This is a genomic window from Pseudoalteromonas phenolica, from assembly GCF_044788725.1.
GTDB lineage: Bacteria > Pseudomonadota > Gammaproteobacteria > Enterobacterales > Alteromonadaceae > Pseudoalteromonas > Pseudoalteromonas phenolica_C.
This window is the reverse complement of sequence record NZ_CP173161.1, coordinates 3,652,857-3,678,771: the sequence shown is the minus strand read 5'-3', so window position 1 is coordinate 3,678,771 and position 25,915 is coordinate 3,652,857. Positions and strand designations below refer to the sequence as shown.

Annotated in this window: 30 protein-coding genes and 1 riboswitch; of the genes, 20 read left to right on the top strand and 10 right to left on the bottom strand. The window is 44.2% G+C overall.

Annotated features, from left to right (window positions below):
* Positions 1-111: 111 nt before the first annotated feature.
* The gene (gene plsB / locus ACH784_RS16670; protein ID WP_404392085.1) at positions 112-2,538 is read right to left on the bottom strand and encodes a glycerol-3-phosphate 1-O-acyltransferase PlsB; all 2,427 of its coding nucleotides are present in this window, start codon (positions 2,536-2,538) and stop codon (positions 112-114) included.
* A 383-nt stretch (positions 2,539-2,921) separates the two neighbouring features.
* Between plsB and rpsJ the strand changes: the two genes are divergently transcribed.
* The 12 genes from rpsJ (at position 2,922) to ACH784_RS16610 (ending at position 8,186) form a co-directional block, all read left to right on the top strand.
* Positions 2,922-3,233, top strand: a complete 312-nt coding sequence (rpsJ, locus tag ACH784_RS16665) for a 30S ribosomal protein S10 (protein WP_005495349.1) — start codon at positions 2,922-2,924, stop codon at positions 3,231-3,233.
* Between the two features lie 27 nt (positions 3,234-3,260).
* Complete coding sequence (gene rplC / locus ACH784_RS16660) at positions 3,261-3,896, top strand: 50S ribosomal protein L3 (RefSeq protein ID WP_404392083.1); 636 nt, start codon at positions 3,261-3,263, stop codon at positions 3,894-3,896.
* 17 nt (positions 3,897-3,913) lie between these two features.
* Positions 3,914-4,516 (top strand): 50S ribosomal protein L4, encoded by a 603-nt coding sequence (rplD, locus tag ACH784_RS16655; RefSeq protein WP_058031286.1) that lies wholly within the window; start codon positions 3,914-3,916, stop codon positions 4,514-4,516.
* Entirely contained in the window at positions 4,513-4,815 is a 303-nt protein-coding gene (rplW, locus tag ACH784_RS16650) for a 50S ribosomal protein L23 (RefSeq protein ID WP_058031285.1), read from the top strand. The genes rplD and rplW overlap by 4 nt, the downstream gene beginning before the upstream one ends.
* Before the next feature lie 17 nt (positions 4,816-4,832).
* Positions 4,833-5,657, top strand: a complete 825-nt coding sequence (gene rplB, locus ACH784_RS16645) for a 50S ribosomal protein L2 (RefSeq protein ID WP_404392080.1) — start codon at positions 4,833-4,835, stop codon at positions 5,655-5,657.
* Between the two features lie 16 nt (positions 5,658-5,673).
* The gene (gene rpsS / locus ACH784_RS16640; protein ID WP_010367084.1) at positions 5,674-5,952 is read left to right on the top strand and encodes a 30S ribosomal protein S19; all 279 of its coding nucleotides are present in this window, start codon (positions 5,674-5,676) and stop codon (positions 5,950-5,952) included.
* A gap of 12 nt (positions 5,953-5,964) precedes the next feature.
* On the top strand, positions 5,965-6,297 hold the full coding sequence (gene rplV / locus ACH784_RS16635; RefSeq protein WP_010376375.1) for a 50S ribosomal protein L22: 333 nt from the start codon (positions 5,965-5,967) through the stop codon (positions 6,295-6,297).
* Between the two features lie 12 nt (positions 6,298-6,309).
* A complete protein-coding gene (gene rpsC / locus ACH784_RS16630) occupies positions 6,310-7,011 on the top strand; it encodes a 30S ribosomal protein S3 (RefSeq protein WP_058031282.1) in 702 nt (233 codons plus the stop codon).
* Between the two features lie 13 nt (positions 7,012-7,024).
* Positions 7,025-7,438, top strand: coding sequence for a 50S ribosomal protein L16 (gene rplP / locus ACH784_RS16625; RefSeq protein ID WP_058031281.1), 414 nt, complete (start codon positions 7,025-7,027; stop codon positions 7,436-7,438).
* Entirely contained in the window at positions 7,438-7,629 is a 192-nt protein-coding gene (gene rpmC, locus ACH784_RS16620) for a 50S ribosomal protein L29 (protein WP_058031280.1), read from the top strand. Before rplP ends, rpmC begins: the two co-directional genes overlap by 1 nt.
* Positions 7,629-7,886, top strand: coding sequence for a 30S ribosomal protein S17 (gene rpsQ / locus ACH784_RS16615; protein ID WP_404392075.1), 258 nt, complete (start codon positions 7,629-7,631; stop codon positions 7,884-7,886). Before rpmC ends, rpsQ begins: the two co-directional genes overlap by 1 nt.
* Before the next feature lie 165 nt (positions 7,887-8,051).
* Complete coding sequence (locus ACH784_RS16610) at positions 8,052-8,186, top strand: uS17 family ribosomal protein (RefSeq protein ID WP_404395302.1); 135 nt, start codon at positions 8,052-8,054, stop codon at positions 8,184-8,186.
* Between the two features lie 87 nt (positions 8,187-8,273).
* Here the strand turns inward: ACH784_RS16610 and ACH784_RS16605 are convergent, their stop codons facing one another.
* Entirely contained in the window at positions 8,274-8,924 is a 651-nt protein-coding gene (locus ACH784_RS16605) for a DUF2959 domain-containing protein (protein WP_404392073.1), read from the bottom strand.
* 86 nt (positions 8,925-9,010) lie between these two features.
* Here ACH784_RS16605 and ACH784_RS16600 point away from each other — a divergent pair, with 86 nt between their 5' ends.
* The 3 genes from ACH784_RS16600 to dtd all read left to right on the top strand — a co-directional run bounded on the left by ACH784_RS16600 (position 9,011) and on the right by dtd (position 11,414).
* The gene (locus ACH784_RS16600) at positions 9,011-9,916 is read left to right on the top strand and encodes a virulence factor BrkB family protein (protein WP_404395301.1); all 906 of its coding nucleotides are present in this window, start codon (positions 9,011-9,013) and stop codon (positions 9,914-9,916) included.
* Between the two features lie 20 nt (positions 9,917-9,936).
* The gene (locus tag ACH784_RS16595; protein ID WP_404392071.1) at positions 9,937-10,875 is read left to right on the top strand and encodes an alpha/beta fold hydrolase; all 939 of its coding nucleotides are present in this window, start codon (positions 9,937-9,939) and stop codon (positions 10,873-10,875) included.
* Between the two features lie 101 nt (positions 10,876-10,976).
* Positions 10,977-11,414 carry a D-aminoacyl-tRNA deacylase gene (gene dtd, locus ACH784_RS16590; protein WP_404392069.1) on the top strand — a complete coding sequence of 146 codons (438 nt, stop codon included), beginning with the start codon at positions 10,977-10,979 and terminating at the stop codon, positions 11,412-11,414.
* Here dtd and ACH784_RS16585 read toward each other — a convergent pair.
* Positions 11,411-12,100 carry a spermidine synthase gene (locus tag ACH784_RS16585; protein WP_404392067.1) on the bottom strand — a complete coding sequence of 230 codons (690 nt, stop codon included), beginning with the start codon at positions 12,098-12,100 and terminating at the stop codon, positions 11,411-11,413. The two genes, dtd and ACH784_RS16585, sit on opposite strands and share 4 nt — an antisense overlap.
* Positions 12,101-12,296: 196 nt before the next feature.
* Here ACH784_RS16585 and ACH784_RS16580 point away from each other — a divergent pair, with 196 nt between their 5' ends.
* Positions 12,297-13,190, top strand: a complete 894-nt coding sequence (locus ACH784_RS16580; protein ID WP_404392065.1) for a YiiD C-terminal domain-containing protein — start codon at positions 12,297-12,299, stop codon at positions 13,188-13,190.
* 62 nt (positions 13,191-13,252) lie between these two features.
* On the opposite strand, the gene ACH784_RS16575 is transcribed toward ACH784_RS16580, so the two are convergent.
* The 7 genes from ACH784_RS16575 to ACH784_RS16545 form a co-directional block, all read right to left on the bottom strand.
* On the bottom strand, positions 13,253-14,278 hold the full coding sequence (locus ACH784_RS16575; protein ID WP_404392063.1) for a phospholipase A: 1,026 nt from the start codon (positions 14,276-14,278) through the stop codon (positions 13,253-13,255).
* 180 nt (positions 14,279-14,458) lie between these two features.
* Complete coding sequence (locus tag ACH784_RS16570; RefSeq protein WP_404392061.1) at positions 14,459-15,571, bottom strand: succinylglutamate desuccinylase/aspartoacylase family protein; 1,113 nt, start codon at positions 15,569-15,571, stop codon at positions 14,459-14,461.
* An 8-nt stretch (positions 15,572-15,579) separates the two neighbouring features.
* Positions 15,580-16,785, bottom strand: a complete 1,206-nt coding sequence (locus ACH784_RS16565) for a PLP-dependent decarboxylase (protein WP_404392059.1) — start codon at positions 16,783-16,785, stop codon at positions 15,580-15,582.
* Positions 16,785-17,525 carry a 2,3,4,5-tetrahydropyridine-2,6-dicarboxylate N-succinyltransferase gene (locus ACH784_RS16560; protein ID WP_138477796.1) on the bottom strand — a complete coding sequence of 247 codons (741 nt, stop codon included), beginning with the start codon at positions 17,523-17,525 and terminating at the stop codon, positions 16,785-16,787. The genes ACH784_RS16565 and ACH784_RS16560 overlap by 1 nt, the downstream gene beginning before the upstream one ends.
* Positions 17,526-17,536: 11 nt before the next feature.
* Positions 17,537-18,421, bottom strand: coding sequence for a 4-hydroxy-tetrahydrodipicolinate synthase (dapA, locus tag ACH784_RS16555; RefSeq protein WP_404392057.1), 885 nt, complete (start codon positions 18,419-18,421; stop codon positions 17,537-17,539).
* 115 nt (positions 18,422-18,536) lie between these two features.
* Positions 18,537-18,729: riboswitch (Lysine riboswitch) on the bottom strand.
* Positions 18,730-18,926: 197 nt separating this feature from the next.
* On the bottom strand, positions 18,927-19,547 hold the full coding sequence (locus ACH784_RS16550) for a hypothetical protein (protein WP_404392055.1): 621 nt from the start codon (positions 19,545-19,547) through the stop codon (positions 18,927-18,929).
* Positions 19,548-19,674: 127 nt separating this feature from the next.
* Positions 19,675-20,559, bottom strand: a complete 885-nt coding sequence (locus ACH784_RS16545) for a TraB/GumN family protein (RefSeq protein WP_404392053.1) — start codon at positions 20,557-20,559, stop codon at positions 19,675-19,677.
* 514 nt (positions 20,560-21,073) lie between these two features.
* On the opposite strand from ACH784_RS16545, the gene ilvG reads away from it, so the two are divergent.
* The 4 genes from ilvG (at position 21,074) to ilvD (ending at position 25,915) form a co-directional block, all read left to right on the top strand.
* The gene (ilvG, locus tag ACH784_RS16540; protein ID WP_404392051.1) at positions 21,074-22,720 is read left to right on the top strand and encodes an acetolactate synthase 2 catalytic subunit; all 1,647 of its coding nucleotides are present in this window, start codon (positions 21,074-21,076) and stop codon (positions 22,718-22,720) included.
* Positions 22,720-22,965 carry an acetolactate synthase 2 small subunit gene (ilvM, locus tag ACH784_RS16535; protein WP_058031265.1) on the top strand — a complete coding sequence of 82 codons (246 nt, stop codon included), beginning with the start codon at positions 22,720-22,722 and terminating at the stop codon, positions 22,963-22,965. Before ilvG ends, ilvM begins: the two co-directional genes overlap by 1 nt.
* A gap of 52 nt (positions 22,966-23,017) precedes the next feature.
* Positions 23,018-23,938, top strand: coding sequence for a branched-chain amino acid transaminase (locus tag ACH784_RS16530; RefSeq protein ID WP_404392049.1), 921 nt, complete (start codon positions 23,018-23,020; stop codon positions 23,936-23,938).
* Between the two features lie 120 nt (positions 23,939-24,058).
* Positions 24,059-25,915, top strand: coding sequence for a dihydroxy-acid dehydratase (gene ilvD, locus ACH784_RS16525; protein WP_404392047.1), 1,857 nt, complete (start codon positions 24,059-24,061; stop codon positions 25,913-25,915).

The window sequence follows — 25,915 nt, the reverse complement described above, 5'->3', positions numbered from 1 at the left end:
AAAGCATATAGATGCTCAGAATGGGATGAAAGGTAGGTTATATTCTATTAAATTGGTCGAGATATGAGTGAAAGAAAAGCCGCATTTAAATGCGGCTTTAGAGTCTTTGTATCAACCACTGTGTTCATGTATGGATTGCCAAATACTCGCTGGCAACAATTCAGTAAGTTGCGATTGTAAATCAGCTATGGCTTCTTGGGAATGGATAGTGTTCTGCTCACAAATACTGATATAGTTTTGCTCCTTTAACCCAGATATCAGATTGGTAAGCACCTTCTTATCAAAGAACTCTGGGCTTTTTATGCCATGCAAAGTACCTAAGCGTTTGGCTAACACTTCGCAATCTGATTCAAGCTGCTGGCGCTTAATCGCATCTGAATTGATGATCTGCGTCGTCGTGATTGCATAACGTTCAAGGGTTAGATGCATTACGTTTCCAAGCATTTCTAATTGAGCTTGTGCTTGCTTGTCGGCAGTGATCTTGATGATGCCATTATCTGTGCTGATCAGCTTCTGTTGTTCAAAGCTGTTTATGATATTCGCAATATAGTCCTCAGACAGTGTTGTTAAAAACCATTCTTTAGCAAACAGTGGATACAATGAATTCACGGTCTTATTTGCAGACTTAATAGAGACTTCTGTTTTTTGATAAATTAGCTGTGCAAGTATGCTCGGTACAGCAAAAAGATGAATAATGTTATTTCTATAGTAATTAAACAGTGTGCGCTCTTTCTCTTTAATAGAGATGATTTCGCCCATCTCATCAGTTAATACATCAAACTTATTCAACTTTAACGCATGCTCGAGTAGTGATTGCGCATCGTCTGATGGAAGTGTCACTTGATCGTTATATTTTGCTTGCTGCTGTAGTGCTAAATAAAAATCAAGCTGCTTTAGTAACTTTGGTTTACTTAAAGCAAATTGATCGCGACTCAGTAAAATTGTGGCGAGTAAGTTAACTGCATTCAGTGCAGCGGCGCTGTTTATATTGGTCATAATATCTTGCGCCACATTTGCAACTTGGGTATTAAGCCATTGCGGCTTCGCACTATCATCGCCAATATGCGCACGCCAATCTGGTTGGTGCTCATTTAGATATTGTTGAAGAGCAATTGGCTCACCGAAGTTAAGATAACCGCGACCATAGTTTTTGAGATTTTTTATGGCTTTAAAAACTGCGAAGATAGATTCATTCTTTTTGTCATTACCCGCGAGCTCTTTCAGATACGTATTGATCTCCATCACATGCTCATAGCCGATATAAACGGGCACAATAGAGATTGGTCGCTCAATACCACGTAACATAGCTTGCATGGTCATCGCTAACATACCTGTTTTAGGTGGTAATAGACGGCCAGTTCTACTGCGGCCACCTTCAGTATAAAACTTAACTGAATAACCTTTCATAAAGAGTTGGCTTAGGTACTCTTTGAAAATGGCAGAGTAAAGTTTATTTCCGGCAAATGAGCGGCGAATAAAGAAAGCACCAGAGCGGCGGAAGATCCCCCCAGCAGGGAAGAAATTCAAATTTACACCAGCTGCGATATGTGGAGGGACTAACCCTTGGTGATAGATAACATAAGTCAGTAACAGGTAGTCCATATGGCTGCGGTGGCAAGGCACATATATAATTTCGTGGCCCTTATTTGTTAACTCATGGACACGCTCTGCGTATTTCACTTCAATGCCATTATAAAGCTTGTTCCACAACCAAGTTAATATACGGTCACCGACTCGGATCATGGCATCAGAGTAGTTGGCTGCAATTTCCTCAAGCAATTCTTTTGCTTCTAACTTGGCTTCTTGATGGCTTAATCCTTTCGCTTTTGCTTCGTCTGCAATCGCCTTCTTAATGCTTGGCGATGCAAGCAAGCCAGAGAAGAGTGCTTCTCTTGATGGTAACTTGGGTCCTGTAGCTGCTAGCTTTTGGCGTTTGAAGTGTACGCGTGCCACGCGAAGTAATTTGTGTGGAAGTTCGTCAACGTCCGCTTTATCCGTCATCAACTGATTGAGTTCAATGGGCTGGCTAAAGCGAACAAGGTTATCTCTACCCGAAAACAGCAAAACAAAAAACTTTCTTAACCAGCTCGGAGTCATTGAATGAGAAAATAGTGTGCCGATACCTGGTTTTTCTTTTCCTGGGTTTCTGCCCCAGAGAATGGTAACAGGTACAACTTGAGCACGTTGTTCCGGAGAGAGGCTGAATGCATCGAAGATTTGCTTGCCAATTTCCAGTGCGTCACTGGGTTTTGCTTTATCACCAAACAGCGGGGTTGGGTTAGCAAGTGGGATAAAACGGTCGATCTGTTTTCCTGAGAGTGTTTGTTGCTCTCTTGGGTCTGGCAAACCAAGCTGCTTACATACTGCTGCCAATGCAGCTAAATCTGCTTTTGAATTTAGACGCGTTACGTAAAACGTAGGCACAGATGGATCGAGTTCAAATTGTGCGACAGGGGATTCCGGCAGCAGTTTTGTCCTAACCAAAATACGGTTTACGGCAGCTGCAATTACGTTCGCGCTGCGAGTCAAAATATTCATATCATAACCAGCTAAAAAATTTGCTATAGAATACCAAGGAAATACTGGACTGACCATTTACAAAAAAGCATCAATCTCAGAAGCTTCTATTAAGTGTAGATGTTTTCAAAAAGAACTCGACTAATTCGCTGCAACGCTGGATAAGAGATTTATTAAGATAAACTGTTGCATTTATCACCAGTCTCTATATAATACGCAAACTTTCTACTCATTATGAGTTTGAAAGTTAGCTATAGGACTTGGATTTCAAGTCATTAAACAGGAACTCCGATTTGGAGTTCAATGGTAGAAATAGAAGAACACCCGACCTCTTATTATTTTAAGATGGTTTCGGAGGTTTTTTTATGCTCTTTTTAAATGCTCTTTTTATTTGAGGTTTAAGAATGTCAAATCAACGCATTCGTATTCGCCTAAAAGCTTTTGACCACCGTTTGATTGACCAATCAACGGCGGAAATCGTGGAAACTGCGAAACGCACTGGTGCTCAAGTACGTGGTCCAATCCCACTACCTACGCGCTTTGAACGTTTTACTGTATTGATCTCTCCGCACGTAAATAAAGATGCGCGTGATCAGTATGAAATCCGCACCCACAAACGTCTGATCGACATCGTAGAACCAACAGACAAGACTGTAGACGCTCTAATGCGCCTAGACCTTGCTGCTGGTGTTGATGTTCAAATCAGCCTGGGTTAATCGGAAGATTAGAGAGGTTTTAGGAAAATGGCATTAGGTCTAGTCGGTCGTAAAGTGGGTATGACACGTATCTTCACTGAAGATGGTGTATCTATCCCTGTGACAGTTATCGAAGCGACGCCTAACCGTGTAACGCAGATCAAATCTGACGCTACAGACGGTTATAACGCGCTTCAAGTTACTGCAGGCGAGAAAAAAGCAAGCCGTGTAAACAAACCAGAAGCGGGTCACTTCGCTAAAGCTGGTGTTGAAGCGGGTCGTGGCCTGTGGGAATTCCGCCTAAATGGTGGTGAAGGCGATTTTGAAGTAGGTGCTGAGCTTACTGTTGAATTATTCAACGAAGTAAACAAAGTAGACGTAACTGGTACTTCAAAAGGTAAAGGTTTCCAAGGTGGTGTTAAGCGCTGGAACTTCAGCATGCAAGACGCTACACACGGTAACTCTTTGTCTCACCGTGCTCCTGGTTCAATCGGTCAAAACCAATCACCTGGTAAGGTGTTTAAAGGTAAGAAAATGGCCGGTCATATGGGTGCTGAGCGTACTACGACTCAGAATCTTGAACTAGTTCGTGTTGACGCTGAGCGTAACCTGCTTTTAGTTAAAGGTGCAGTACCTGGCGCTATCGGCGGTGACGTTATCGTTAAACCAGCTGTTAAAGCATAAGTCCTGGAGATTTAGTGATGGAATTAGCAATTAAAGGCGCTGGCGCGCTTGAAGTTTCCGAAGCTACTTTTGGACGTGAGTTTAACGAAGCATTAGTACACCAAGTAGTTGTTGCATACGCAGCAGGTGCTCGTCAAGGTACTCGTGCTCAGAAGACACGTTCTGAAGTGCGTGGTGGTGGTAAGAAACCATTCAGCCAAAAAGGTACTGGCCGTGCACGTGCTGGTACAATCCGCAGCCCAATCTGGCGCAGCGGTGGTGTGAGCTTTGCAGCTAAGCCGCAAGATCACAGCCAAAAAGTTAACCGTAAGATGTATCGCGGTGCGATCAAAAGCATCTTATCTGAGCTTGTACGCCAAGAGCGTTTAGTAGTTGTTGAAAACTTCGGTTTAGAAGCACCTAAGACTAAAGAGCTTGTTGGTAAGCTTAAAGAGCTTGAGCTTAAAGACGTGTTAATCGTGACTGAAGAAGTAGATGAGAATCTATTCCTTTCTGCACGTAACCTATACAAGGTTGATACACGTGACGTAGCTGGCATTGACCCAGTAAGCCTAATCGCTTTCGATAAGGTATTAATTACTGCAGGTGCTGTTAAGCAACTTGAGGAGGCGCTAGCATGATCCGTGAAGAACGTCTTTTAAAAGTAATCCTTGCTCCACACATCTCTGAAAAGAGCACTATTGCTGCTGAAGAAAACAACACAATCGTTTTCAAAGTAGCAACAGACGCAACTAAAGCTGAAGTTAAAGCAGCTGTTGAGAAGCTTTTTGAAGTAGAAGTAACTGGTGTTCGCACACTTAACGTTAAGGGTAAAACAAAGCGTACTGGCATGCGTTTCGGTCGTCGTTCAGACTGGAAAAAAGCCTACGTTACTCTTAAAGAAGGTAGCGAGCTAGACTTTGTCGGCGGCGCCGAGTAATAAGGGGAGTTAGAATTATGGCACTTCAAAAGTGTAAACCAACTTCTGCGGGTCGTCGTCACGTCGTTAAAGTGGTTAACCCTGATCTACACAAGGGTAAGCCATACGCTCCGCTACTAGAGAAAAACTCTAAGTCAGGTGGTCGTAACAACAACGGTCGTATCACGGTTCGTCACATCGGTGGTGGTCACAAGCAACACTACCGTGTAATCGATTTTAAACGTACTAAAGACGGTATTCCGGCTAAAGTTGAGCGTTTAGAATATGATCCAAACCGTAGCGCAAACATCGCTCTTGTATTATATGCAGACGGTGAGCGTCGTTACATCATCGCACCTAAAGGCTTACAAGCTGGTGATACTATTCAGTCTGGTGTTGATGCACCAATCAAGACTGGTAACACATTACCAATGCGCAACATGCCTGTAGGTTCTACTGTTCACAACGTTGAGCTTAAGCCTGGTAAAGGCGCTCAAATCGCTCGTTCAGCGGGTGCATACGTTCAGATCCTTGCTCGTGAAGGTCAGTACGTAACACTTCGTCTACGTTCAGGCGAGATGCGTAAAGTTGAAGCGGATTGTCGCGCAACTTTAGGTGAAGTAGGTAACGCAGAACACATGCTACGTTCACTAGGTAAAGCTGGTGCAAATCGTTGGCGTGGTATCCGTCCTACAGTTCGTGGTGTTGCCATGAACCCAGTAGACCACCCACACGGTGGTGGTGAAGGTCGTACCTCTGGTGGTCGTCATCCTGTATCTCCATGGGGTGTACCTACTAAAGGTAAGAAGACACGTAAAAACAAGCGTACTGATAAATTAATCGTACGTCGTCGTACTAAGTAATAGTTGAGGAATTGCCATGCCACGTTCTCTCAAGAAGGGTCCATTTATTGACCTACACTTGCTGAAGAAGGTAGAGAAGGCGTTGGAAAGCGGTGACAAGAAGCCTATCAAGACTTGGAGCCGTCGTTCAATGATCATCCCTAACATGATCGGATTGACCATCGCTGTCCATAATGGTCGTCAGCACGTACCTGTATTCGTTACAGACGAAATGATCGGTCACAAACTAGGTGAATTTGCACCTACACGTACTTACCGCGGTCACGCTGCGGATAAGAAAGCTAAAAAGCGTTAATCGGAGGGTATGATGGAAGCATTAGCTAAACACAAATTCGCCTCTGGTTCGGCGCAAAAGGCACGTCTAGTGGCTGATCAAATCCGTGGACTTCCGGTTGATCGCGCGCTAGAAATCCTAGCGTACAGCCCAAAGAAAGCGGCTGTATTGGTTAAAAAAGTACTTGAGTCTGCTATCGCTAACGCGGAGCACAACGAAGGTGCTGACATTGATGAGCTTAAAGTGGCTAAAGTATTTGTAGACGAAGGTCCTACAATGAAACGTATTATGCCACGTGCTAAAGGACGCGCAGACCGCATCCTTAAGCGTACAAGCCACATCACTGTTGTGGTTTCGGATAGCTAGGAGATATAAGTAATGGGACAAAAAGTTCATCCTACTGGTATTCGCCTAGGTATCTCAAAGCCTTGGGTATCTACTTGGTACGCGAATACTAAAGATTTCTCTGAACAGCTTTTTGGCGATCACAAAGTACGTCAATACCTTACTAAGGAATTGAAGTCTGCTTCTGTGTCTAAAATCGTTATCGAGCGTCCAGCTAAATCAATCCGTGTAACAATTCACACAGCTCGTCCTGGTGTTGTTATCGGTAAAAAAGGTGAAGATGTTGAAAAGCTTCGCCAAGCTGTAACTAAGCTTGCTGGTGTACCTGCACAAATCAACATTGCAGAAGTACGTAAGCCAGAGCTAGATGCACAGTTAGTTGCTGACGGTATCTCTTCTCAGTTAGAGCGTCGTGTTATGTTCCGTCGTGCTATGAAGCGCGCAGTACAAAACGCAATGCGTCTAGGTGCTAAGGGTATCAAAGTTGAAGTTAGCGGTCGTCTAGGCGGTGCTGAAATCGCACGTTCTGAGTGGTATCGTGAAGGTCGTGTACCTCTACATACTCTTCGTGCTGATATCGACTACGCAACTTCTGAAGCTTTAACCACTTACGGTATCATCGGTGTTAAAGTTTGGATCTTCAAAGGCGAAGTTATCGGTGGTCTTCCACTGAAACAAGAGCAAGAGAAGCCAGCTAAACGTGCTCCGAAGAAAGCCAAAAAAAGTGCTAAGTAAGAGGTAGCGATTAATGTTACAGCCAAAACGTACAAAATTCCGTAAGGTTCATAAAGGCCGCAACCGTGGTCTTGCGAACAACGGTAACAAAGTTAGCTTCGGTTCATTCGGCTTGAAAGCAACTGGTCGTGGTCGTATGACTGCTCGTCAAATCGAAGCAGCTCGTCGTGCTATGACTCGTCACATCAAGCGTCAAGGTAAAATCTGGATCCGTGTATTCCCAGACAAGCCAATTACAAACAAGCCGCTTGAAGTTCGTATGGGTAAAGGTAAAGGTTCTGTTGAATACTGGGTTGCTGAAATTCAGCCTGGTAAAGTGCTTTACGAAATGGAAGGTGTTTCTGAAGAGCTTGCTCGTGAAGCATTTAACCTTGCTTCTCGTAAACTACCATTCAAGACAACTTTCGTAACTCGGACGGTAATGTAATGAAAGCTAGCGAATTAAAAGACAAAAGCGTAGAAGAGCTAAATGCTGAACTTCTAGAGCTACTTCGTGAGCAGTTTAACCTGCGCATGCAAGCGAGCACTGGTCAGCTAGCTCAAACTCACGAACTGAGAAAAGTACGTCGCAACATTGCGCGTGTTAAAACGGTTATTAACCAGAAGGCAGGTGCATAATGAGCGATAAGATCCGTACTCTTCAAGGTCGTGTAGTAAGCGATAAAATGGACAAATCAATTGTTGTTGCTATCGAGCGTCAGGTTAAGCACCCGATCTACGGTAAATTCATCAAGCGTACTACTAAATTGTCAGTACACGATGAGAGCAACACTGCTAAAGCAGGTGACGTAGTTACTATTCGTGAGTGCGCGCCAATTTCTAAGAATAAATCTTGGACTTTAGTAGACGTAATCGAGCGTCCTAAGCAAGCTTAATTTTAGTCTTAGACTAAGTTTATAATTGCTTAAAAGCCCCGGCATCTGCTGGGGCTTTTGTCGTTTGGAGGATAAGTAAACGAGAGTTTGCGTGTGTTCCTAAAAAGGCTAAAGCTCATTTAAGTCAAATGACAAATTCATCAAGCGTACTACCGGTAACCGGGTATTAAACTGTCAGTACACGATGAGAGCAACACTGCTAAAGCAGGTGACGTAGTTACTATTCGTGAGTGCGCGCCAATTTCTAAGAACAAATCTTGGACTTTAGTAGACGTAATCGAGCGTCCTAAGCAAGCTTAATTTTAGTCTTAGACTAAGTTTATAATTGCTTAAAAGCCCCGGCATCTGCTGGGGCTTTTGTCGTTTGGGGTATGAAAATAAGAGGGGCTAACCAGCTTTGTTGACGTTCATTTGCTCAATAAAGGCATTTGAATCGGCAATCGAACGGTTCATATCATTGATTAGGTTTTGAATATCGACTTTCAATGAGTCAAATTCACCTCTGATTGCAGCGACAGCTTGCGCATTTAAGTTATGTTTCAAGTACAGCACATTGTCTTTCAGTGAATTTAAAACAGGTTGCATTTTTGCTTCACTGCGGCGCATTGATTTAAGTAGTTTAGAGAACTGTCTTTGTGTTTGTTTTAACTTTTGTTCACTGTCACGTTTTAAGTTTGCATTTGAATACTGGCTTAGTTCATCTTGCCATTCCTCAAAGAGGGCTTCTGCCACGTCTTCAACCTTGTCGATGTTGTTAGATACATCACTTGCAGCTGACAAGCTGGCTTCATAATCATCATTCAACTGCTCATAAGTGGCTTGCAGTTCGCCACCATCAAAATTGACTAGTGTGGTTAATCTTTCTAGTGCTGATTGAAATTCTTGCTGTGAGTTTTGTTGTGACTCTTTGGTCGCTTCGACTCTATCTACAAGGATTTCTCGTTTGTGTACACCAACTTTCTCCATTGCAGAATAGTAAACTGTTTGGCAAGCGCTTAGGCCAAGGCATAACGTTGCTGCTAGAGCTAAATGTTTCATAATCAACCTATTTTATTAACTATCTTGATGTAAATTATGGGGTGGATTGCTATGATGTGCAAAACGTTTCCTGTTTATTTTATCTTATGCAACTGCACTATCAGCAAATACAATCTAAAGCGAAAGACTTTCTAGCAGATCAGCCTAGTTGGTGGCAGCACTATTTTAAGCGCTGTGTAGAAGATCAAATTACCATCAACGCAGGTTACTTGGCCTATGTAACCTTACTGTCTTTGGTGCCTTTAATTGCTGTCGGTGTAGCAATATTTTCAGCTTTTCCTGGGTTTGAAGATACCCGAGTAGCCATAGAAAACTTCATTTTCACTAACTTTGTCCCGACTTCTACAGATTCTATTAAGTCTCATATCAGCGCCTTTACGGGTAATGCCAACCAGATGACTGCTGTGGGCATTAGTTTTTTAGCGGCTGTCGCGCTTCTATTGATAAGAAATGTTGATACTGCACTAAATCGAATTTGGCGAGTAAAACAAAAGCGGCCATTTATGATCTCTTTTGCGATTTATTGGATGGTATTAACACTGGGACCAGTTTTACTTGGGGCAAGCATTGGTGTGACATCCTATATTGTTTCTTTGGTATCGTTTGCAGATCAGGGAATTCCGGGATTCAGCGGCTTTCTATTAAAGCTTTTACCTTACGCAATCTCCATGGCCGGCTTCATTATGCTCTATACTTTAGTTCCAAATACGAGAGTTGCTTTTCAAGCTGCGATCCCTGGGGCGCTGTTTGCGGCATTGTTATTTGAGCTGACTAAGAAAGGCTTTGCTATGTACATTAGTCACTTTCCTTCTTATGAAGTGATATATGGCGCATTGGCGACGGTACCGATTCTGTTTGTTTGGGTGTATCTATCTTGGATAGTTGTATTGCTTGGTGCTGAATTTACTGTGTGTCTAAGCGATCGATTTGAACAAACGTCAAAGCAAAAACAACAGGCTGGTGAACAAGCTAAGCAGGAGCAGCCGGAATAGGCGATAACCTTGGAGGTCTTATGTCTCTCGGTTACGAATTTAAGTCGGCGCGACATAGCTTTCACCTTGCGGTAGGGCAAGGTGCACAAATTCATGTAGAAGAATATGGGTGTGAGCAAGGGGTGCCTGTGGTCGTGTGCCATGGTGGCCCGGGGGCGGGTCTTGTGCCTGCGATGAGCTGCCTGTTTAATCCACGTAAATACCGCATTATTTTATTTAGTCAGCGGGGCTGTGGCCTTTCCTCCCCAGATTCATTACAACACAATAGTCCAGCTCATTTGGTGGATGACATACATGTGTTGTTAAATCATCTAGGCATTGAAAAAAGCGTGATTGCAGGGGGATCTTGGGGCGCGGCATTAGCGTTGCTATTCTATCAATCTCACCCAGAAAGGGTGTCAGGGTTGATACTTTGGGCAAGCTTCCTCGCTGAAACCACCGATCTCGCTTGGCTGTATGGACCACATGGTGCAGGCGCGCAATTCTATCCTGAGTTGTATTCAGACTTCAGCCATGGCCTCAAGAGTGAAGCTGAGATATTACAGCATTATTATCAGTCTTTGACTGGCATTGACGAGCTGGAGCAACACAAAGCAGCACAGTTATGGATGGCCTGGGAGTCGAAGTTAGCTTTAGGTGCAAGAGCCAGGCTGGCCAACATTGAGCAAGCGCATTGCGCTGTGCAGCAAGCAAGAATTATGTGTCATTTTTTTCAGCCCGACAAATATCAACAGCTTAATAACATTTCTCAATTTAAAGCGTCTCTTTGCCATCTACCATGCTGGCTTATTCATAGTAGAGATGATCTATTATGTCGCTACGCACCCGTGCAACGCTTTGCTCAAAAGCATAAAGCGCAATTTTATGTGTTGGAGAATGCCGGGCACGCGCAGCGAGAAAGCGAATATTTTGATGCGATTATTCGCGCTTCTGATTTAATGTTGTGTCGGTTGCACTAGGGCGCCTAATACTCAGCTGTAAAAAGCGCTGTCACTGCCATTTAAGACAGCGCTTAAGTTCGGTATATTTAGTGCATTGAAAATAAAGTTTGAAGAGTATTATGCAGGGATTAATTCAAAGAGTTACTCACGCAAAAGTAGAAGTATCGGGTGAGTGCGTTGGTGCGATAGGCAAAGGCATTTTATTGCTATTGGGCGTTGAAAAGCTTGATGATGAGTCTACAGCAGACAAGCTACTACACAAGGTGAGTAATTACCGTATATTCACTGATGATGCTGGCAAAATGAATCTCAGCCTAAAAGACATTGAGGGTGAGCTTTTAGTGGTATCTCAGTTTACTTTGGCCGCGGATACTAAAAAGGGCATGCGTCCTAGCTTTTCGAGCGCGGGCACGCCAGCGCAAGCCGAGGCGTTATACGACTATTTTGTGGCACAGGCAAAAGCAGCAGGTATTAAAGTTCAAACAGGGCAATTTGCCGCAGATATGCAAGTGAGCTTGTGTAACGACGGGCCGGTAACCTTTAACCTGTCGGTTTAGCGGCTTACTGCGATAATGTGGTTCAAGTAGTCAGGTATGGCAACTTCTTTGGGCTTTTTGCCGAAATTGGTGATCAGTCGATGTTGAAGTTGCTCTAACTGTGAGGGATGACTGGAGAGAAAGTTAATAAACAGCCAGCCCCCTTGATTTAAGCGATTGCGAATATTTTGATAAAACTTATGGTCGAACAAAAAATTCGGCGCATCTTCTTGGCTAAATAAATCTAGAATAATCCAATCATATAACGCACTTTTTTGCACAAATCGCTCGGCGTCATCACAGATCAACGCACTGAGCGCATCACCGTCGAAATACTTCTTATAACAGCGAATAACTTCAGGGTCTTTTTCAATTGAGGTGACATGCACGTCTGGATATTGAGATTCTAAGTAGTTACGGATAGCACCAGCACCCAGTCCTAACTCTAATACGGTTTTAGGCGCTGCTAATGGCTGCCATAGCGCTGCAAGCTGCTGTAAATGTGGAAGTAACAAACGTGAGGCATCGTCTCTATCAATCACAGATTGTAAAGTGTCGTTGATTAAGAGCCATCGATACTGTTTTTCTTGGCGCACTTGAATACTGATCTGGCCATGTTTCTGCCAATAAATTAAATGTCCAAAATCGTGGCAGTGAAAAACAAAGTCGGTGCTCAAAGTGTCAGAGCTTGTAAAAAATTTTTCCATAATTACATCATCATAGCTGAGCTTTTCTGTAATGCCAGTGTGTCCACCAAGTTTTACATTGATTGTTGTTGAAGCAGCGCGAAACTATGTTTTATTTTGCGGTTTTCTAGTATGGTGAGTTTATAAAAACGACACCAAGTTGCCGTTGCTTTGTAAGTAAATCGACGGCCAGAGATGCATTTCAACAGGAGTAACTATGTTTCAGGTAAGTGCGCCACAAAGTAGCGAAGACTGGCAAGCCTATTATCAATTACGTTGGCAAGTTTTACGCGCCCCGTGGGATCAGCCTCGCGGCTCAGAGCAAGACGATTTAGAGCAAGAAGCGGAGCATCGTTATATTAAGAATAACGACGGAGATGTATTAGCGGTTGCACGTTTGCACTTTAATAATCAGCAGCAAGCACAAGTGCGTTATATGGCGGTAGATGAAAAGCACCGTGGTCAACACTTAGGTAGCCGCTTACTGCATGACCTTGAAAAGGTAGCTTGGCAGCAAAATGCTGATGAACTGGTATTATATGCCCGTGAACGAGCGCTGTCTTTTTATGAAAAGCATGGTTATACCGTATTAGAAAAAGCTCACTTAGCATACGGTGACGTACAGCACTGGAAAATGGTCAAGCAAAAGCCTTGTGAGCCAGGTTGGTTCCGCCACCCTGACTGGACGCAGGTACTGCAAAACACATGGCGTGAGTCTATTCCAATCAGTGATGCGATGGGCATTAAAGTTGAAAGCTACACAGACTGGCAGTTTTCAACTAAAGCAGACTTAAAAGCGAACTTAAATTTACATAACTCAATGTTTGCCGGCTCGGTATACAGCATGGCAACTTTGACAGGGTGGGGCGCGACCTATTTGGCGCTTAAAGAGCTCAACCTTGAAGGTAACATTGTATTAGCTGATGCTGAAATTAAATACCTAAAGCCACTCACAACGGCACCAAGTGCGACCGTGACTATCGCAGATTGTTCGGGCAAATTGCTTGAGTTAGAAACTGAAGGTAAAGCGAAATACTATGTACCAGTGAATGTGTATGATGGTGATAAGCTAGTTGCCAAGTTTGAAGGCTGCTTTGTTGTGCTTCGCTAAAATTAAGCGCTAGATTTAAAAAGCCAAGCTACTCGCTTGGCTTTTTAATTATTAGGTAGAAGTTATAAAATATCGGTTAAAAGAATACCCACACCAAAACGCTGTATATCGGCATTGTAATCAATCATGCTCTCGCCATAGCCATTAAAGTATTGCGCATATCCTCTGAGCCTACCCCAAAGCGGGAATGACCAATCTAGCTGTAAAGCACCGCGATTATCGCTGTTAAGGTTATTTCTCATCATGAAACCAAATTCATGATCGCCCTGACGATACACGCCACTAAACTCAAAGTAGCCCATATACTTGTATATATCTGGGTTGTCGTCGCCTTTTGCCTCTAAAGCATCTGGTTTGTCGTCTTCAGGCAATCGATACCAAGGTTTAAAACTAAAAACAAAGCCACGGTTTTCCCAAATAAAGTTGGCATACAGTCTGTTCCAAGAGCGTGAGTTTGGTTGGCTGCGGCCATTTGATTGGTGCGATAAGCCGACTACCACAGCCATTTCATCACCCCACAGCACATTTTCATCGTCTAAAAAGTTAATCCAAAATACTTCTGGTTCATAATTGGTTTCACGAAAGGGCGAAGATATATCCTTATTATAAAACTGCCAATAGGATTGTAGGGTGAAAGCGGTATAAATCGCCTGATCTGGGTCTGAAAAGCCGGTGTAAATAGGTACCTTTAATGATAGTTGGTATTTGACTTCGAAGTTATCAAGAGGCTCACCTTGTTCGTCACTAATTGCTTTTATGCCATCAAATGGGCGGTTATTTGGCTGACTAATATAAGACACGGGCAAAATGTAATTACGGTGATGGGGCGTTAGAACGTTACGGTTCTTTTGCGTCACACGTTCGCGGGCCATACGCTGATCGAGTAGGCTGAATTTTTCAGCAGCCTCTAACTTAGAGCACTTTTCTTTAATATCTGCGACTAGAGTGTTGTCGTCAGCATTAATCAGTTCATTGATAACACATTGTTTGACGAGATCGATTTCATCTTCTTCCACTGGCGTTTCTGCGGAAAAAGCCGTCAATGGAAAAGTAAATAAAATACTCAAAGATGTGAGTAGATAGCGCATGATTGCCTCTTTGTATGCTCCTTTAACAAAATGAGTATACATGAGATGCATGAAGTTAGCGTGAATAAACGAATTGGGTTGTAAATGAAAAACAGGAAAAAGGCTGGCGGCAAAAGCCGCCATACCTTAGTAAGCGACACTCAATAAAAGGTGCTTACTCTCACGCAATAAAATTAGGCCTTACAGCTTGAAATAGTTTGTGAAGAACTTATAGAGTTCTGTGCCTTGGTTCACACTGGCCGAAGCAAAATGCAAAATGGTAATGGCATCTGTGTCTAAAGTGATTTCATGCAATGGCTTTTCTGATAAGTATTGTTCCATGCGTAAAATCTTCGCAATGGTGTCACCGGCTTTAATATGACTGCCCAATACTGCGTTGTACTCGACCATGCCACCCATAGGCGCGTAAAACGCCAAATAGTCATCAAGCATACAGGCGTAACGAGTAATAGGCTTAGGGGTAAACTCAGCACCGATAAACACTTGCTTGTGATTTAGATAACTTAAAATACTTTCGGCATCGAGCTTGGCTTCGGTTAAGTCGATTTTTTCTTGTGAGCCAAGTTCAACGGTGAAAGCTTCAACCCACACAGGAATGTTGCGGCCCTGCTCTTTGTAGGCTTCGCTTAATTGCCACCAAGGACAGAAAGTCGCTTCGTCCATCGCGCCATCAAATTCATTGGGGATCAACAGCACGTGTTCAATGTCAAAGTAGCTGGCACTGGCTTTCGCATATTCAGGACAGTATAAATGCTTTGCCGAGATCGGGCCGGTGTGAAGATCTAACACAATGTCAGCTTCATGCGCTAAACGCTGCAAGGTCACAGCGATCCGTTTGCCGGTATTCACGCGATAAGCGGGTTGATCTAGAAACGCTTGGGTCTGATCAACAAGCAGAGTGCGGAATTTACTTTTGATCTCCTCTTCTGGTGCATCTAAATGTTCGCTCACAAATGACTCGATCAACTTGCTGTGATCGTGATACATACGGTTCCAGTTGGTGCCGGTGATCGGATCAAAACGACCTAAAGTAAATTCGCCCGACTTTTGATTACAACCGATCGGATTCGCATAAGGCACTAAAGTGATGTCTGAAGCCAGTGTTTGTGTTTTTAGCTGCTCAAGTAATTGGTAAATAACCGCATTACCTTGTACTTCTGCGCCATGCATATTGGCTTGAATATATACTTTGGGGCCGCTGCCATTGCCTTGTAAACGATACACAGGAATGGTTAAAGGTAAGCCATTGGCAATTTCGCCAACTTGAATATGTTCTTGGGTAATTGTATTCATGGGAGCACCTACACTAAATAACTTGCGGCGTTTTGACTCTCACGCACGCAGACAACTTGGCCTTGCTCAATCACGTATTCAGCAGGCAATTCATGACATAAAAAGAACGGCATACTTTCGGTATACCCATAAGCACCGCATTGACTGAATACCACCCAGTCGTGCTCGTTAATATCTTCAGGTAGTGAGTGCTTACCCAAACTGTCGAGTGCGGTACACAGTGGACCATGTACTAGGAAGTCTTGTGACGGTGCACTAGATTGGCGTAATAATTCACCCGGAAAAGCTTGGTTTGTCACAGCAGGGCGTAATACGTGATTAATACCACCTGCGACAATCAGTTGGTGCTCACCATAATTCAGCTTTTGCTCAACCACAGGGTTTACATAATGGCCGATTTCACCTACCGCATAACGGCCTAGCTCCATCCACAGTTCTTCAACCCCAGCCGCAGCTTTAATGCTTGCCAGTGCATCGACTAATTTAGGCCAAGCGAGGCGATCAGCATCGGGTGTGTAAGGAATACCTAAACCGCCACCTAAATCTAAAATTTGGCATGTAAATCCGAGTTGCTCAGCTAAATTGGTCAGTGGCGCGACCATTTGCGACCACAGCTCTGCCAGTTTTTCGGTGCTGAGCATATTGCCCCATTGGAAAATATGCAGGCCAACGAAATTAAGCGCAGGGAAATCTTGAATGTTCAGCTGTTGCCACTCTTCAAGCCCTAAACCAAATGGCGTTAAGCTGTCACCACCAAGTGGGTTCTTTTCGCCATCGGGCCAGCGCAATTGCACACGCAGTAGAATGCGCAACTGCACCTGATGTTCTGTCGCAGCTTGGTTTAACCAAGCTACTTGATTCAAACTTTCTGCCACAAAGGTGCGTACACCTTGTGACAAAAAGTGTTGGATCTGCTTTTTAGATTTAGCAGGTCCGGTGTTGAGCACACGGTTAGCAGCAACGCCTTGACGCAATACTTGGTCAAGTTCGCCACTGCTTGCTACGTCAAAGTCAAAGCCCGCTTTATCTAAGGTTTGGATCACCTTAGAAAGAGGGTTGGCTTTAACGGCATACCATAACTTCACCACAGATTGCTCTGTCAGTGGTTTTAAATGCGCGTATAACGCATCTAGGTCATAGACAAAAAACGGTGTGTCGTTCTGCTCACTGATCGCAGTGATATGCTGACGTAGCGGTGTGCTCAAAAAGCTCATTAGCGTAATACCTCTTCAAGGATTAAAGACGCATCGCTTTGCTCATCGCGGTATTTAACAATTAAAGCACATGACATGCTTAAGCCTTGCTCGCGGCCCCATGCACTTGAAGATGGACGAGAACCCGGAATAACAATCGCATTCTCAGGAATTGGCTCGCCTTTTTCTAATACGCGCTCGTTCACACAGTCATAAACAGGAATGGTTGCAGATAAACGGACACCTGGTGCAAGTACAGCCCCTTTCTTAACAACTACACCTTCAACGATCACACAGCCAGCACCGATGAATGCATCGTCTTCGATAACCACTGGGCTTGCGCCAACAGGCTCTAATACACCGCCTAGTTGCACAGCTGCACTTAGGTGCACGTTTTTACCTACTTGTGCACATGAGCCAACTAGCGCATGGCTGTCTACCATAGTGCCTTCATCGATGAATGCACCGATGTTTACATACGCTGGTGGCATAATAATTGTGCCAGATGCCACATAGGCGCCGCGACGTACACTTGAGCCACCCGGTACCATACGTACGTTTTGTTCTGCATTGAAACCTTGTGGTGCTAAGTTGTCTTTATCAACAAAACCACCTGGGAACTCAACGTTCGTGCCGTTTCTAAATGCTTCTAAAATGCCTTGTTTTACTTCTACGTTGGCGTGCCAGTTGCCTTGCTCGTCTTGAGTTGCCGCACGTACGCTACCGTTTTCTAAATTGTTTAATAGTTCTAACCAGCTCATGATTTACTGCCTTAATTCCAAGATAAAATTGTGTCGTTTGCACGCTCAATCGCTGCATTACATTGCAGTTCTAGGTGCGTAAGAGGAGGACGAAGATTCGGTGTTGCCAGTTTTCCCTGTTGGTGCATGAGCACTTTCACTGGAATAGGATTAGCGACACTAAACAAGCTATTTACGGCTTGCGTCCAAGTGGTGAATAAGTTCGGATAAGTACCTGCTAAAGAGCGGCGCACGAATTCAGCGGTTTGCGCTGGCCAGGCATTGGCTGCAACAGAGACTAGGCCTTTTGCGCCCGCTTGAGCAAAGTAGGGGATCAATCCATCGTCGCCACTATAGATGGCTAGCTCAGGCGCGGCTTCACGGAATTGCTCAAATTTACTGATGTCGCCGCTGGCTTCTTTTAACGCCCATAAGTTGTTGTGATGTGATAGGTTTTTTAGCACTTGTGGTGACACTTCGACGGCACTGCGACCCGGTACGTTGTAAAGCATACAAGGTAAGTCAGTGGCGTTAAGTAATGCATCAAACCACTGAGTCTGACCAATTACACCCGGCTTAGCATAAAGCGGTGAACCAAGTAGGTAAGCGTGAATCGGGTGCTGATTGCAAAACTCAACCCAGGCTAATTGTTCTTGTAAGTTGATACCACCGACCGCGACCATAAGAGGTACGTTAGGTGCCAAGTTACAAACAAATTCAACAATCGCTTGTTGTTCAGACAGAGTAAGCGCTAAGCCTTCACCTGTGCTGCCAAGTAGCAAGATGCCATTGCCAGCTTGTTCTTGCTGACGAACGAGTACTGTGAGTGTGTCAAAGTCAACTTGGTCTTGCGCGTCAAAAGGCGTAACCAAAGCCGTCCATAACGGATAGTTGGATAAATCGTATTGTGATTTCATCTCTACCGAACTTATAGCATGTCCGGAGTAAGGAGGGTGCCCATACTTCGAACAGTTAAAATTCGAAGAGCAATGGACTTAAAAAAGATAAGGCAAACTGGCCTTATTTATTTCTAAGACCAGAAGCTCTCCACCAAAATTCTTGCGTCTTACGCAATTGGTGACAGTCGCTGGGATTCAGCCCAGTCGCCCGAAATAAACGTCTAGCAAATACGTTTACTTCTCGGCGTTAATTCCCCTCGCTACGGCATCAACGGAGTTTGCTCTCCTCAACCGCGCTACCTGAATAACGCTCCTCTTCCAGCCCTGGCAGCCGAGACGATGCTCCACTGCGCTCAAATAGGGTGAGGCGGCATTGAAACATTTTAGCCGTCTAGGTGTCAAGCAAAGGGGGATTAAAAAATCATCTCTTTAAAACCTGAGGTTATAAACAAGGGTGTAAAAGAGATCAAAAAGCCCGGTGCAAGACCGGGCAAAGGGAGTTAGATAATTTAAGTTTAGTAACTTAGTGGCGCACTTTGATATTGCCTACACCTACTTCAACTTCTAAGTTATATTGGCCAGAGCCGAAGTATTCTGTTTGTGAGCTGACCATTTTTTTATGAGACTGAGCTTTGCCTACAAAACCAGATAAACTTGTTTTACCCACACCAGATTCAAGATTAACTTGTTTGAAGTCATCAATGGCGGTGTCGATGCGTACCTTGCCAACACCTACTTCGACATCCGCAGTATTTTCAATTGCTTGAATTTCAATTTTACCGACACCGACTTCAACATCTAGGCTCATACTCTTAGGGACTTTGACTTCCCAAGTTTGCTCTAAATTATCATCATCAATAGACAGTGATAACTCTTGGCGTTGACGTGTTGATTGCAGCTTTACTGCACTTAAATCGACTTTATCAGTAAACCAGCCATCATGGTTTTTCGGCTCTAAACGAATTGTGACCTGAACTTGGTCACCATCGTAACTGGTCATCTCTAGGCTGCCGACTGGAAAATCAATTTCTAACTCAGTGCTATTTTCAATATTAAAAGATTGTTCAATGGTTCTAGAGCCTTCGGCCCAAACTGGCGCAGAAATAACAGCAGTGGTTAAAGCAGCTAATAATAATTTTTTCATCGTCGTCACCCTGATTGATGTTGTTTAATAAGTTAGACGACAGCTAGGTTGAAAAAGGTTTAAAAGAATTTTAAAAATTTTAATGGCAACAGCGATAATATCACCGTTGCCATTATAAGGCTTTGATTTATAGACGGGTAATATTGAAGCCTTGTGCTTTTAACTGAGTGATTAAACCATGTTTTTCAGGTAGGTGAAGGGCACCCACAGCAATAAATAACGACTCTTTTGTTAATCTTGGTGTCAATTGTTTAACCCAATTATTATTACGCTGAGTGAGCATTACCTCTTCGCTGAACTTGCCATAGTCAGAGTCATCAAAGCTGAGTTGGTAATACTTGTTTAAGATGTCCATATCGCCATTTTTCCAGGCATTAACCAAATCTAGAAAGTAGTGTTCAACATCTTTTAATTGCTCAAAGGTGGTGCTTATCATCAAATCACCTTTAACGCCTAGCGTGCTGAGCATTTCAAGTTGTTGCTCTAGGGTTTCTAACTCGCCGATAGGTTTATTGTGCTTTTTAGCATGGGCAATCACTTGTTTGTCGATCCCATAATCTTCTTGGTAGCCCAGATTTTGATACTCAATCTGCATCATAGTGACCATCACAGCCCACGGCGCTAGGTTGTCAAATAACGCGATATTGATCTGTTTTGCTGCAAAATACTGCTTTAGTGCTTCGTAATGCTCGACGCTAATTTCGTCTTTTAAAGTTCGACCATGTGGTAAAGTCATAAAAGGCATTGAGCGACGTTGCACTTCGAATGCATTGAGCGCCTCAATGTTCACTTCAACGATGACTTCATCAGTTTGCTCAATTGCTTGGGTGATTTTCTTTGGTAGGCCATCCATACTTTTATCACCCACATGAACCGTGCCAAATAAATAAGACGTCACCCCAGCTTTTTCGACCTTGAACAGGGCCGGAGAAAGTGCAACTGACTGGTTTGAGAAGACTAGTAAGAGGATTAAAAACAGCGCGAAAAAAGCGCGATTTACGGTGCTGAACATATTATTCCCTTTTAGAAAAGTTTCCCCAACATAATAACAAGTTTCCATGAAAAATGGCGCAGTGGTGATTTTTTGAATAAACAAAAAATGTGTTGTTAATTTTTATATGTACCGGATAAGCGGGAGTTATTTTTAATTGCTTGGATATTTATTTCGTATTTTCAAGATAATTAGATTTTAAATGTTTTGTTTGAGGGTTTTAATCTGTAAATAACATAGGGTTTGCTGTTGACTTAATAGGCTACTCGCGGTACTAATAGAAAAAGAACGCAACGAGGTGAATATTGTATACCGTTGCGGTAATTAATTCAGGTGATTTTTAAATGCTCAAAACAGCACATTCTCTACTAGTCGTGATTATCAACGTGGTGATTATTATTACCGCGGGGGCTGGTTAGTGCTGAAAGAAAAGTATTAAGCAAAAAGCCCCCCGCACTGAAAAGTTCGGGGGGCTTTTTCGTTTTAGGGTCGAATTTAAGTTAAACAGCAGTCAGATTGGGAATGAGGAACGAAGATGACAGGCGCAGAGTTACTAATAGATTTACTGGCCAAACATGGCGTTAAAGAGGTATTTGGTTACCCAGGTGGGGCGATCATGCCAATCTACGATGCGTTGTATGGCGCGCCTGTTAAGCATTACCTGACTCGTCATGAGCAAGGTGCGGGATTTGCGGCAGTAGGGTATGCCCGCACTACTGGCAAGCTAGGGGTATGTTTTGCTACGTCGGGACCTGGTGCCACTAACTTAATCACCTCACTTGCTGATGCCATGATGGACTCAGTGCCTGTTTTGGCCATCACAGGGCAAGTACCTACGGCGGCTATCGGCTCTGACGCATTCCAAGAAGTAGACGTGTTAGGTATGTCGCTTTCATGCACTAAGCACAGTTACATGGTTGAACGCGCTGAAGATTTAGCTGAAGTATTGCAAGAAGCCATGCATTTAGCGTTATCAGGTCGTCCGGGCCCTGTGTTGGTTGATATTCCAAAAGACATTCAGCTAGCACAAGTACCATTTCACCCTTGGCTTGCGCTTGAAGAAGAAGCGCCCGAGCTCGATATGAACGAAGTTGTCAAAGCTGAGCAACTGCTAGCACAAGCGAAAAAGCCGGTGGCTTATGTGGGTGGTGGCGTGCACAACGCGAACGCGCAAGCTGAGCTGATGCAATTTTTAAATAAAACGCACATGCCGGCTGTTTCAACACTAAAAGCGCTGGGCAGTGTTTTACCTGACTATGAATATGATTTAGGTATGTTAGGCATGCATGGTGGTCAAGCTGCCAACATAGCAGTACAAGAATGTGATGTTTTAGTGTGTATCGGTGCACGTTTTGATGACCGCGTAACAGGTAACTTGGCTAAGTTTGCATCGAAGGCGAAAGTAATTCATCTTGATATCGACCCCGCAGAAGTTGGTAAACGAAAACCTGCAGCAGCGTCGATGATTGGCGACTTAAAAGCTACCATTCCTCATCTAGCGTGCTTTGTGACAGATGCACAGTGGTTAGCACACACTTCGTCAATGAAAAAAGAACATGCTTGGCGTTATGACTACCCGGGCGAAAAAGTCTTTGCCCCTTATCTATTAAATGAACTCAGCAAGCGTATGCCAAATACTGGCGTGGTGTGTTGTGATGTGGGCCAGCACCAAATGTGGGTGGCGCAGCATATGAAATTCACCAGCCCACACAACCATTTAAGTAGTGGCGGTGCGGGTACCATGGGCTTTGGTTTACCTGCGGCAATCGGTGCACAAATCGCACGTCCTGATGACATGGTGATCACTGTCTCCGGTGATGGGTCGATCATGATGAACATCCAAGAATTGGCGACCATCCGCAGAAATAATCTTCCTGTAAAGATCTTAATATTAGATAACCAAAGACTCGGTATGGTAAGGCAGTGGCAACAGCTGTTTTTTGAAGGGCGTTATAGTGAAACAAACTTATCAGATAACCCTGATTTTGTGCAGCTTGCTGCTGTTTTTGGTATTCCGGGACAAACCATTACTCATGCAAGCGAAGTAGATGCGGCGGTGGATGCGCTGGTGGCATCTGAAGGGCCTTATATTTTACACGCTTGTATCGATGATAAAGAAAACGTATGGCCGCTGGTTCCACCGGGTGCCGCAAATGATGAAATGATGACGGAGAATGCATAATGAAACACCAACTTAATATTGCTGTAAAACAACAAAGTGTCGCAATTGAACGTTTCTTACGTGTGGTCCGTCACCGTGGATTCCAGTTATTAGACCTAGCCCTAGAAGGACAAGATGAATTGTTTCAAGTCAAAATGACCGTGGACAGTGACAAACCCATCTATCTATTAACCTCGCAACTGAGTAAGCTGGTTGAGGTAAAACAGGTTGAGCTGCAACCGATGCAGCAACAGGCTATTGGATAATCGTTCTATATTAAGGGCGAAAGAAAAGAATAATTAATACAAGGTAATAAACATGAGTAATAAATCTGACCTGATCTGGTTCAATGGTGAAATGGTTCCGTCTGAGCAAGCGACGACACACGTATTAAGCCATGCGCTTCACTATGGTAGTTCAGTGTTTGAGGGTGTGCGTGCCTATGACACACCAAAAGGTCCGGCGATTTTCCGTTTACAAGATCACACTAAACGCTTATTCGACTCTGCAAAAATCTATCGTATGCAGATCCCTTACACGGCTGAAGAAATCAATGAAGCCTGTAAAGCAGCGGTACGTGAGAATGGCTTAAAGAATGCCTACTTACGTCCATTCGCATTCTTAGGCAATGTGGGTTTGGGTGTAAATCCTAAATCACACAAAGCCGATGTTGCCGTTGCAGCGATGGAGTGGGGCACTTACTTAGGTGATGGCGCATTAGAAGCGGGTGTTGATGCCTGTATTTCTTCTTGGAATCGTTTAGCACCAAATACCATGCCGACCGCGGCTAAAGCTGGTGGTAACTATTTATCTTCGCAACTGATCTCAGGTGAAGCAAAGCGTAATGGCTATGTTGAAGGTATTGCGTTAGATGTGAACGGTTACCTCAGTGAAGGCGCAGGTGAAAACTTATTCATCATCAAAAATGGCGTGTTATTCACACCCCCTACCACAGCGGCAATTTTACCGGGTTTGACTCGTGACACTATGATGCACCTTGCCCGCAAAGCTGGTTTAGAAGTGCGCGAAGAGCCGATTGCACGTGAAGCACTTTATCTTGCAGATGAATTCTTCATGACAGGGACTGCTGCAGAAGTGACACCGGTTCGCAGTGTAGACCAGATTGAAATTGGCACAGGTAAACGTGGCGAGATCACTGAGCTATTACAAAACGCTTACTTTGATTTAGTAAAAGGTCAAAGTGAAGACGAAAATGGTTGGTTAACTTATATCGACTAAGACGCTGTTAAGCGTTTGAGGTGTGGCTGCGGCCTTAATTGCAGCCATCGTATTGAATTTTGGGAATGAGGAAAGTCGGCAAACAACCAGAAGCTGCCGCATATTATTGAGGGCTAAACCATGGCTAAACTACGTAGTAAGACCACCACTGAAGGTAGACAACGCGCAGGTGCTCGCGCACTTTGGCGTGCAACAGGGATGACAGACAGTGATTTCGAAAAACCGATCATTGCTGTTGTGAACTCTTATACGCAGTTTGTACCGGGCCATGTGCACCTCAATCAGCTCAGCGATTTAATGGCGGATGCCATTCGTGAAGCGGGCGGTGTGCCTCGAGAATTCAACACCATTGCCATCGACGACGGTATCGCCATGGGTCACGGTGGTATGCTTTACTCACTCCCTTCTCGCGACCTAATTGCTGACTCAGTTGAGTATATGGTGAATGCGCACTGTGCCGATGCCATGGTGTGTATCTCTAACTGTGACAAGATCACCCCGGGGATGTTACTGGCGGCACTGCGTTTAAACATTCCGGTGATCTTTGTTTCTGGCGGCCCGATGGAAGCAGGTAAAACCCGTCTAGCCGACATTGATATCAAACTCGACTTAGTAGACGCCATGGTAAAAGGCGCTGATCCGTCGGTGAGCGATGAAGACTCAGAAAAAGTCGAGCGTTCGGCTTGTCCTACATGTGGTTCGTGTTCAGGCATGTTTACCGCAAATTCAATGAACTGTTTGATGGAAGCGCTAGGTTTAGCGTTGCCTGGCAATGGCACGACCTTGGCAACCCATAAAGATCGTCATCAACTTTATATGGGTGCAGCAAAACGCATTGTGGCCTTGTGTGACGAGTATTATCGCAATGACAATGACGCAGTATTACCACGCAATATTGCGAATCAAGCGGCGTTTACCAATGCCATGACTTTAGATATTGCTATGGGTGGCTCATCAAATACGGTACTGCACTTACTTGCCGCAGCGCAAGAAGGTGAAGTTGATTTTGATATGAGTGATATCGACCGTCTATCTCGCACTACCCCTTTCTTATGCAAAGTTGCGCCTGCGACTCAGCAATATCATATTGAAGATGTGCACCGTGCTGGTGGCATCATGGGTATCCTGAATGAGCTCGCTAAAGCTGAAAAGTTAGACCTATCAGTAGGCCATGTAGCGGGTGGCACATTAGGCGATGTGTTACAGCGCTGGGATGCAACTGATAGCAATAATGAACGTGCGCAAACCTTTTATCGGGCAGGTCCTGCGGGTATTCGTACTACTCAGGCAATGAGCCAAGAGTATCGTTGGGACACCCTTGATATTGACCGCGAAAATGGCTGTGTACGCAGTGTTGAGCACGCCTTCCGTCAAGATGGCGGGTTAGCAGTGCTTTCAGGTAATCTGACCCCAGATGGTTGTATTGTAAAAAGTGCCGGTGTAGTTGACGAAATGCTTGATTTCACGGGTCCTGCCGTAGTGTTTGAATCACAAGACGACGCAGTTGATGGCATCTTAAACGGCAAAGTGAAAAAAGGTGATGTGGTTATCATCCGCTACGAAGGGCCGAAAGGTGGTCCGGGTATGCAAGAGATGCTTTATCCGACCAGTTATTTAAAGTCGATGGGCCTAGATAAAGATTGTGCACTCCTAACAGATGGCCGTTTCTCGGGTGGTACTTCTGGTTTATCTATCGGTCACGCTTCGCCAGAAGCGGCCAGTGGTGGTGCGCTCGCGCTGGTTGAGAATGGTGACCGCATTCACATCGATATCCCAAATCGCGGCATCCATCTATTAATTGACGATGCTGAAATGGCTGCACGCCGTGAAAAGCAAGATGCACGCGGCAAAGACGCTTATAAGCCATTAGATAGACAACGCGTAGTGTCGCCAGCATTAAAAGCCTATGCTTTATTAGCAACCAGTGCCGATAAAGGTGCGGTGCGTGATTTAGCGAAACTCGAGGAGTTAAGTTAG

Coding starts and splice junctions, on each gene's coding strand:
- plsB (WP_404392085.1), bottom strand. CDS start 2,538: ATGAATATTTTGACTCGCAGCGCGAACGTAATTGCAGCTGCCGTAAAC.
- rpsJ (WP_005495349.1), top strand. CDS start 2,922: ATGTCAAATCAACGCATTCGTATTCGCCTAAAAGCTTTTGACCACCGT.
- rplC (WP_404392083.1), top strand. CDS start 3,261: ATGGCATTAGGTCTAGTCGGTCGTAAAGTGGGTATGACACGTATCTTC.
- rplD (WP_058031286.1), top strand. CDS start 3,914: ATGGAATTAGCAATTAAAGGCGCTGGCGCGCTTGAAGTTTCCGAAGCT.
- rplW (WP_058031285.1), top strand. CDS start 4,513: ATGATCCGTGAAGAACGTCTTTTAAAAGTAATCCTTGCTCCACACATC.
- rplB (WP_404392080.1), top strand. CDS start 4,833: ATGGCACTTCAAAAGTGTAAACCAACTTCTGCGGGTCGTCGTCACGTC.
- rpsS (WP_010367084.1), top strand. CDS start 5,674: ATGCCACGTTCTCTCAAGAAGGGTCCATTTATTGACCTACACTTGCTG.
- rplV (WP_010376375.1), top strand. CDS start 5,965: ATGGAAGCATTAGCTAAACACAAATTCGCCTCTGGTTCGGCGCAAAAG.
- rpsC (WP_058031282.1), top strand. CDS start 6,310: ATGGGACAAAAAGTTCATCCTACTGGTATTCGCCTAGGTATCTCAAAG.
- rplP (WP_058031281.1), top strand. CDS start 7,025: ATGTTACAGCCAAAACGTACAAAATTCCGTAAGGTTCATAAAGGCCGC.
- rpmC (WP_058031280.1), top strand. CDS start 7,438: ATGAAAGCTAGCGAATTAAAAGACAAAAGCGTAGAAGAGCTAAATGCT.
- rpsQ (WP_404392075.1), top strand. CDS start 7,629: ATGAGCGATAAGATCCGTACTCTTCAAGGTCGTGTAGTAAGCGATAAA.
- ACH784_RS16605 (WP_404392073.1), bottom strand. CDS start 8,924: ATGAAACATTTAGCTCTAGCAGCAACGTTATGCCTTGGCCTAAGCGCT.
- ACH784_RS16600 (WP_404395301.1), top strand. CDS start 9,011: ATGCAACTGCACTATCAGCAAATACAATCTAAAGCGAAAGACTTTCTA.
- ACH784_RS16595 (WP_404392071.1), top strand. CDS start 9,937: ATGTCTCTCGGTTACGAATTTAAGTCGGCGCGACATAGCTTTCACCTT.
- dtd (WP_404392069.1), top strand. CDS start 10,977: ATGCAGGGATTAATTCAAAGAGTTACTCACGCAAAAGTAGAAGTATCG.
- ACH784_RS16585 (WP_404392067.1), bottom strand. CDS start 12,100: ATGGAAAAATTTTTTACAAGCTCTGACACTTTGAGCACCGACTTTGTT.
- ACH784_RS16580 (WP_404392065.1), top strand. CDS start 12,297: ATGTTTCAGGTAAGTGCGCCACAAAGTAGCGAAGACTGGCAAGCCTAT.
- ACH784_RS16575 (WP_404392063.1), bottom strand. CDS start 14,278: ATGCGCTATCTACTCACATCTTTGAGTATTTTATTTACTTTTCCATTG.
- ACH784_RS16570 (WP_404392061.1), bottom strand. CDS start 15,571: ATGAATACAATTACCCAAGAACATATTCAAGTTGGCGAAATTGCCAAT.
- ACH784_RS16565 (WP_404392059.1), bottom strand. CDS start 16,785: ATGAGCTTTTTGAGCACACCGCTACGTCAGCATATCACTGCGATCAGT.
- ACH784_RS16560 (WP_138477796.1), bottom strand. CDS start 17,525: ATGAGCTGGTTAGAACTATTAAACAATTTAGAAAACGGTAGCGTACGT.
- dapA (WP_404392057.1), bottom strand. CDS start 18,421: ATGAAATCACAATACGATTTATCCAACTATCCGTTATGGACGGCTTTG.
- ACH784_RS16550 (WP_404392055.1), bottom strand. CDS start 19,547: ATGAAAAAATTATTATTAGCTGCTTTAACCACTGCTGTTATTTCTGCG.
- ACH784_RS16545 (WP_404392053.1), bottom strand. CDS start 20,559: ATGTTCAGCACCGTAAATCGCGCTTTTTTCGCGCTGTTTTTAATCCTC.
- ilvG (WP_404392051.1), top strand. CDS start 21,074: ATGACAGGCGCAGAGTTACTAATAGATTTACTGGCCAAACATGGCGTT.
- ilvM (WP_058031265.1), top strand. CDS start 22,720: ATGAAACACCAACTTAATATTGCTGTAAAACAACAAAGTGTCGCAATT.
- ACH784_RS16530 (WP_404392049.1), top strand. CDS start 23,018: ATGAGTAATAAATCTGACCTGATCTGGTTCAATGGTGAAATGGTTCCG.
- ilvD (WP_404392047.1), top strand. CDS start 24,059: ATGGCTAAACTACGTAGTAAGACCACCACTGAAGGTAGACAACGCGCA.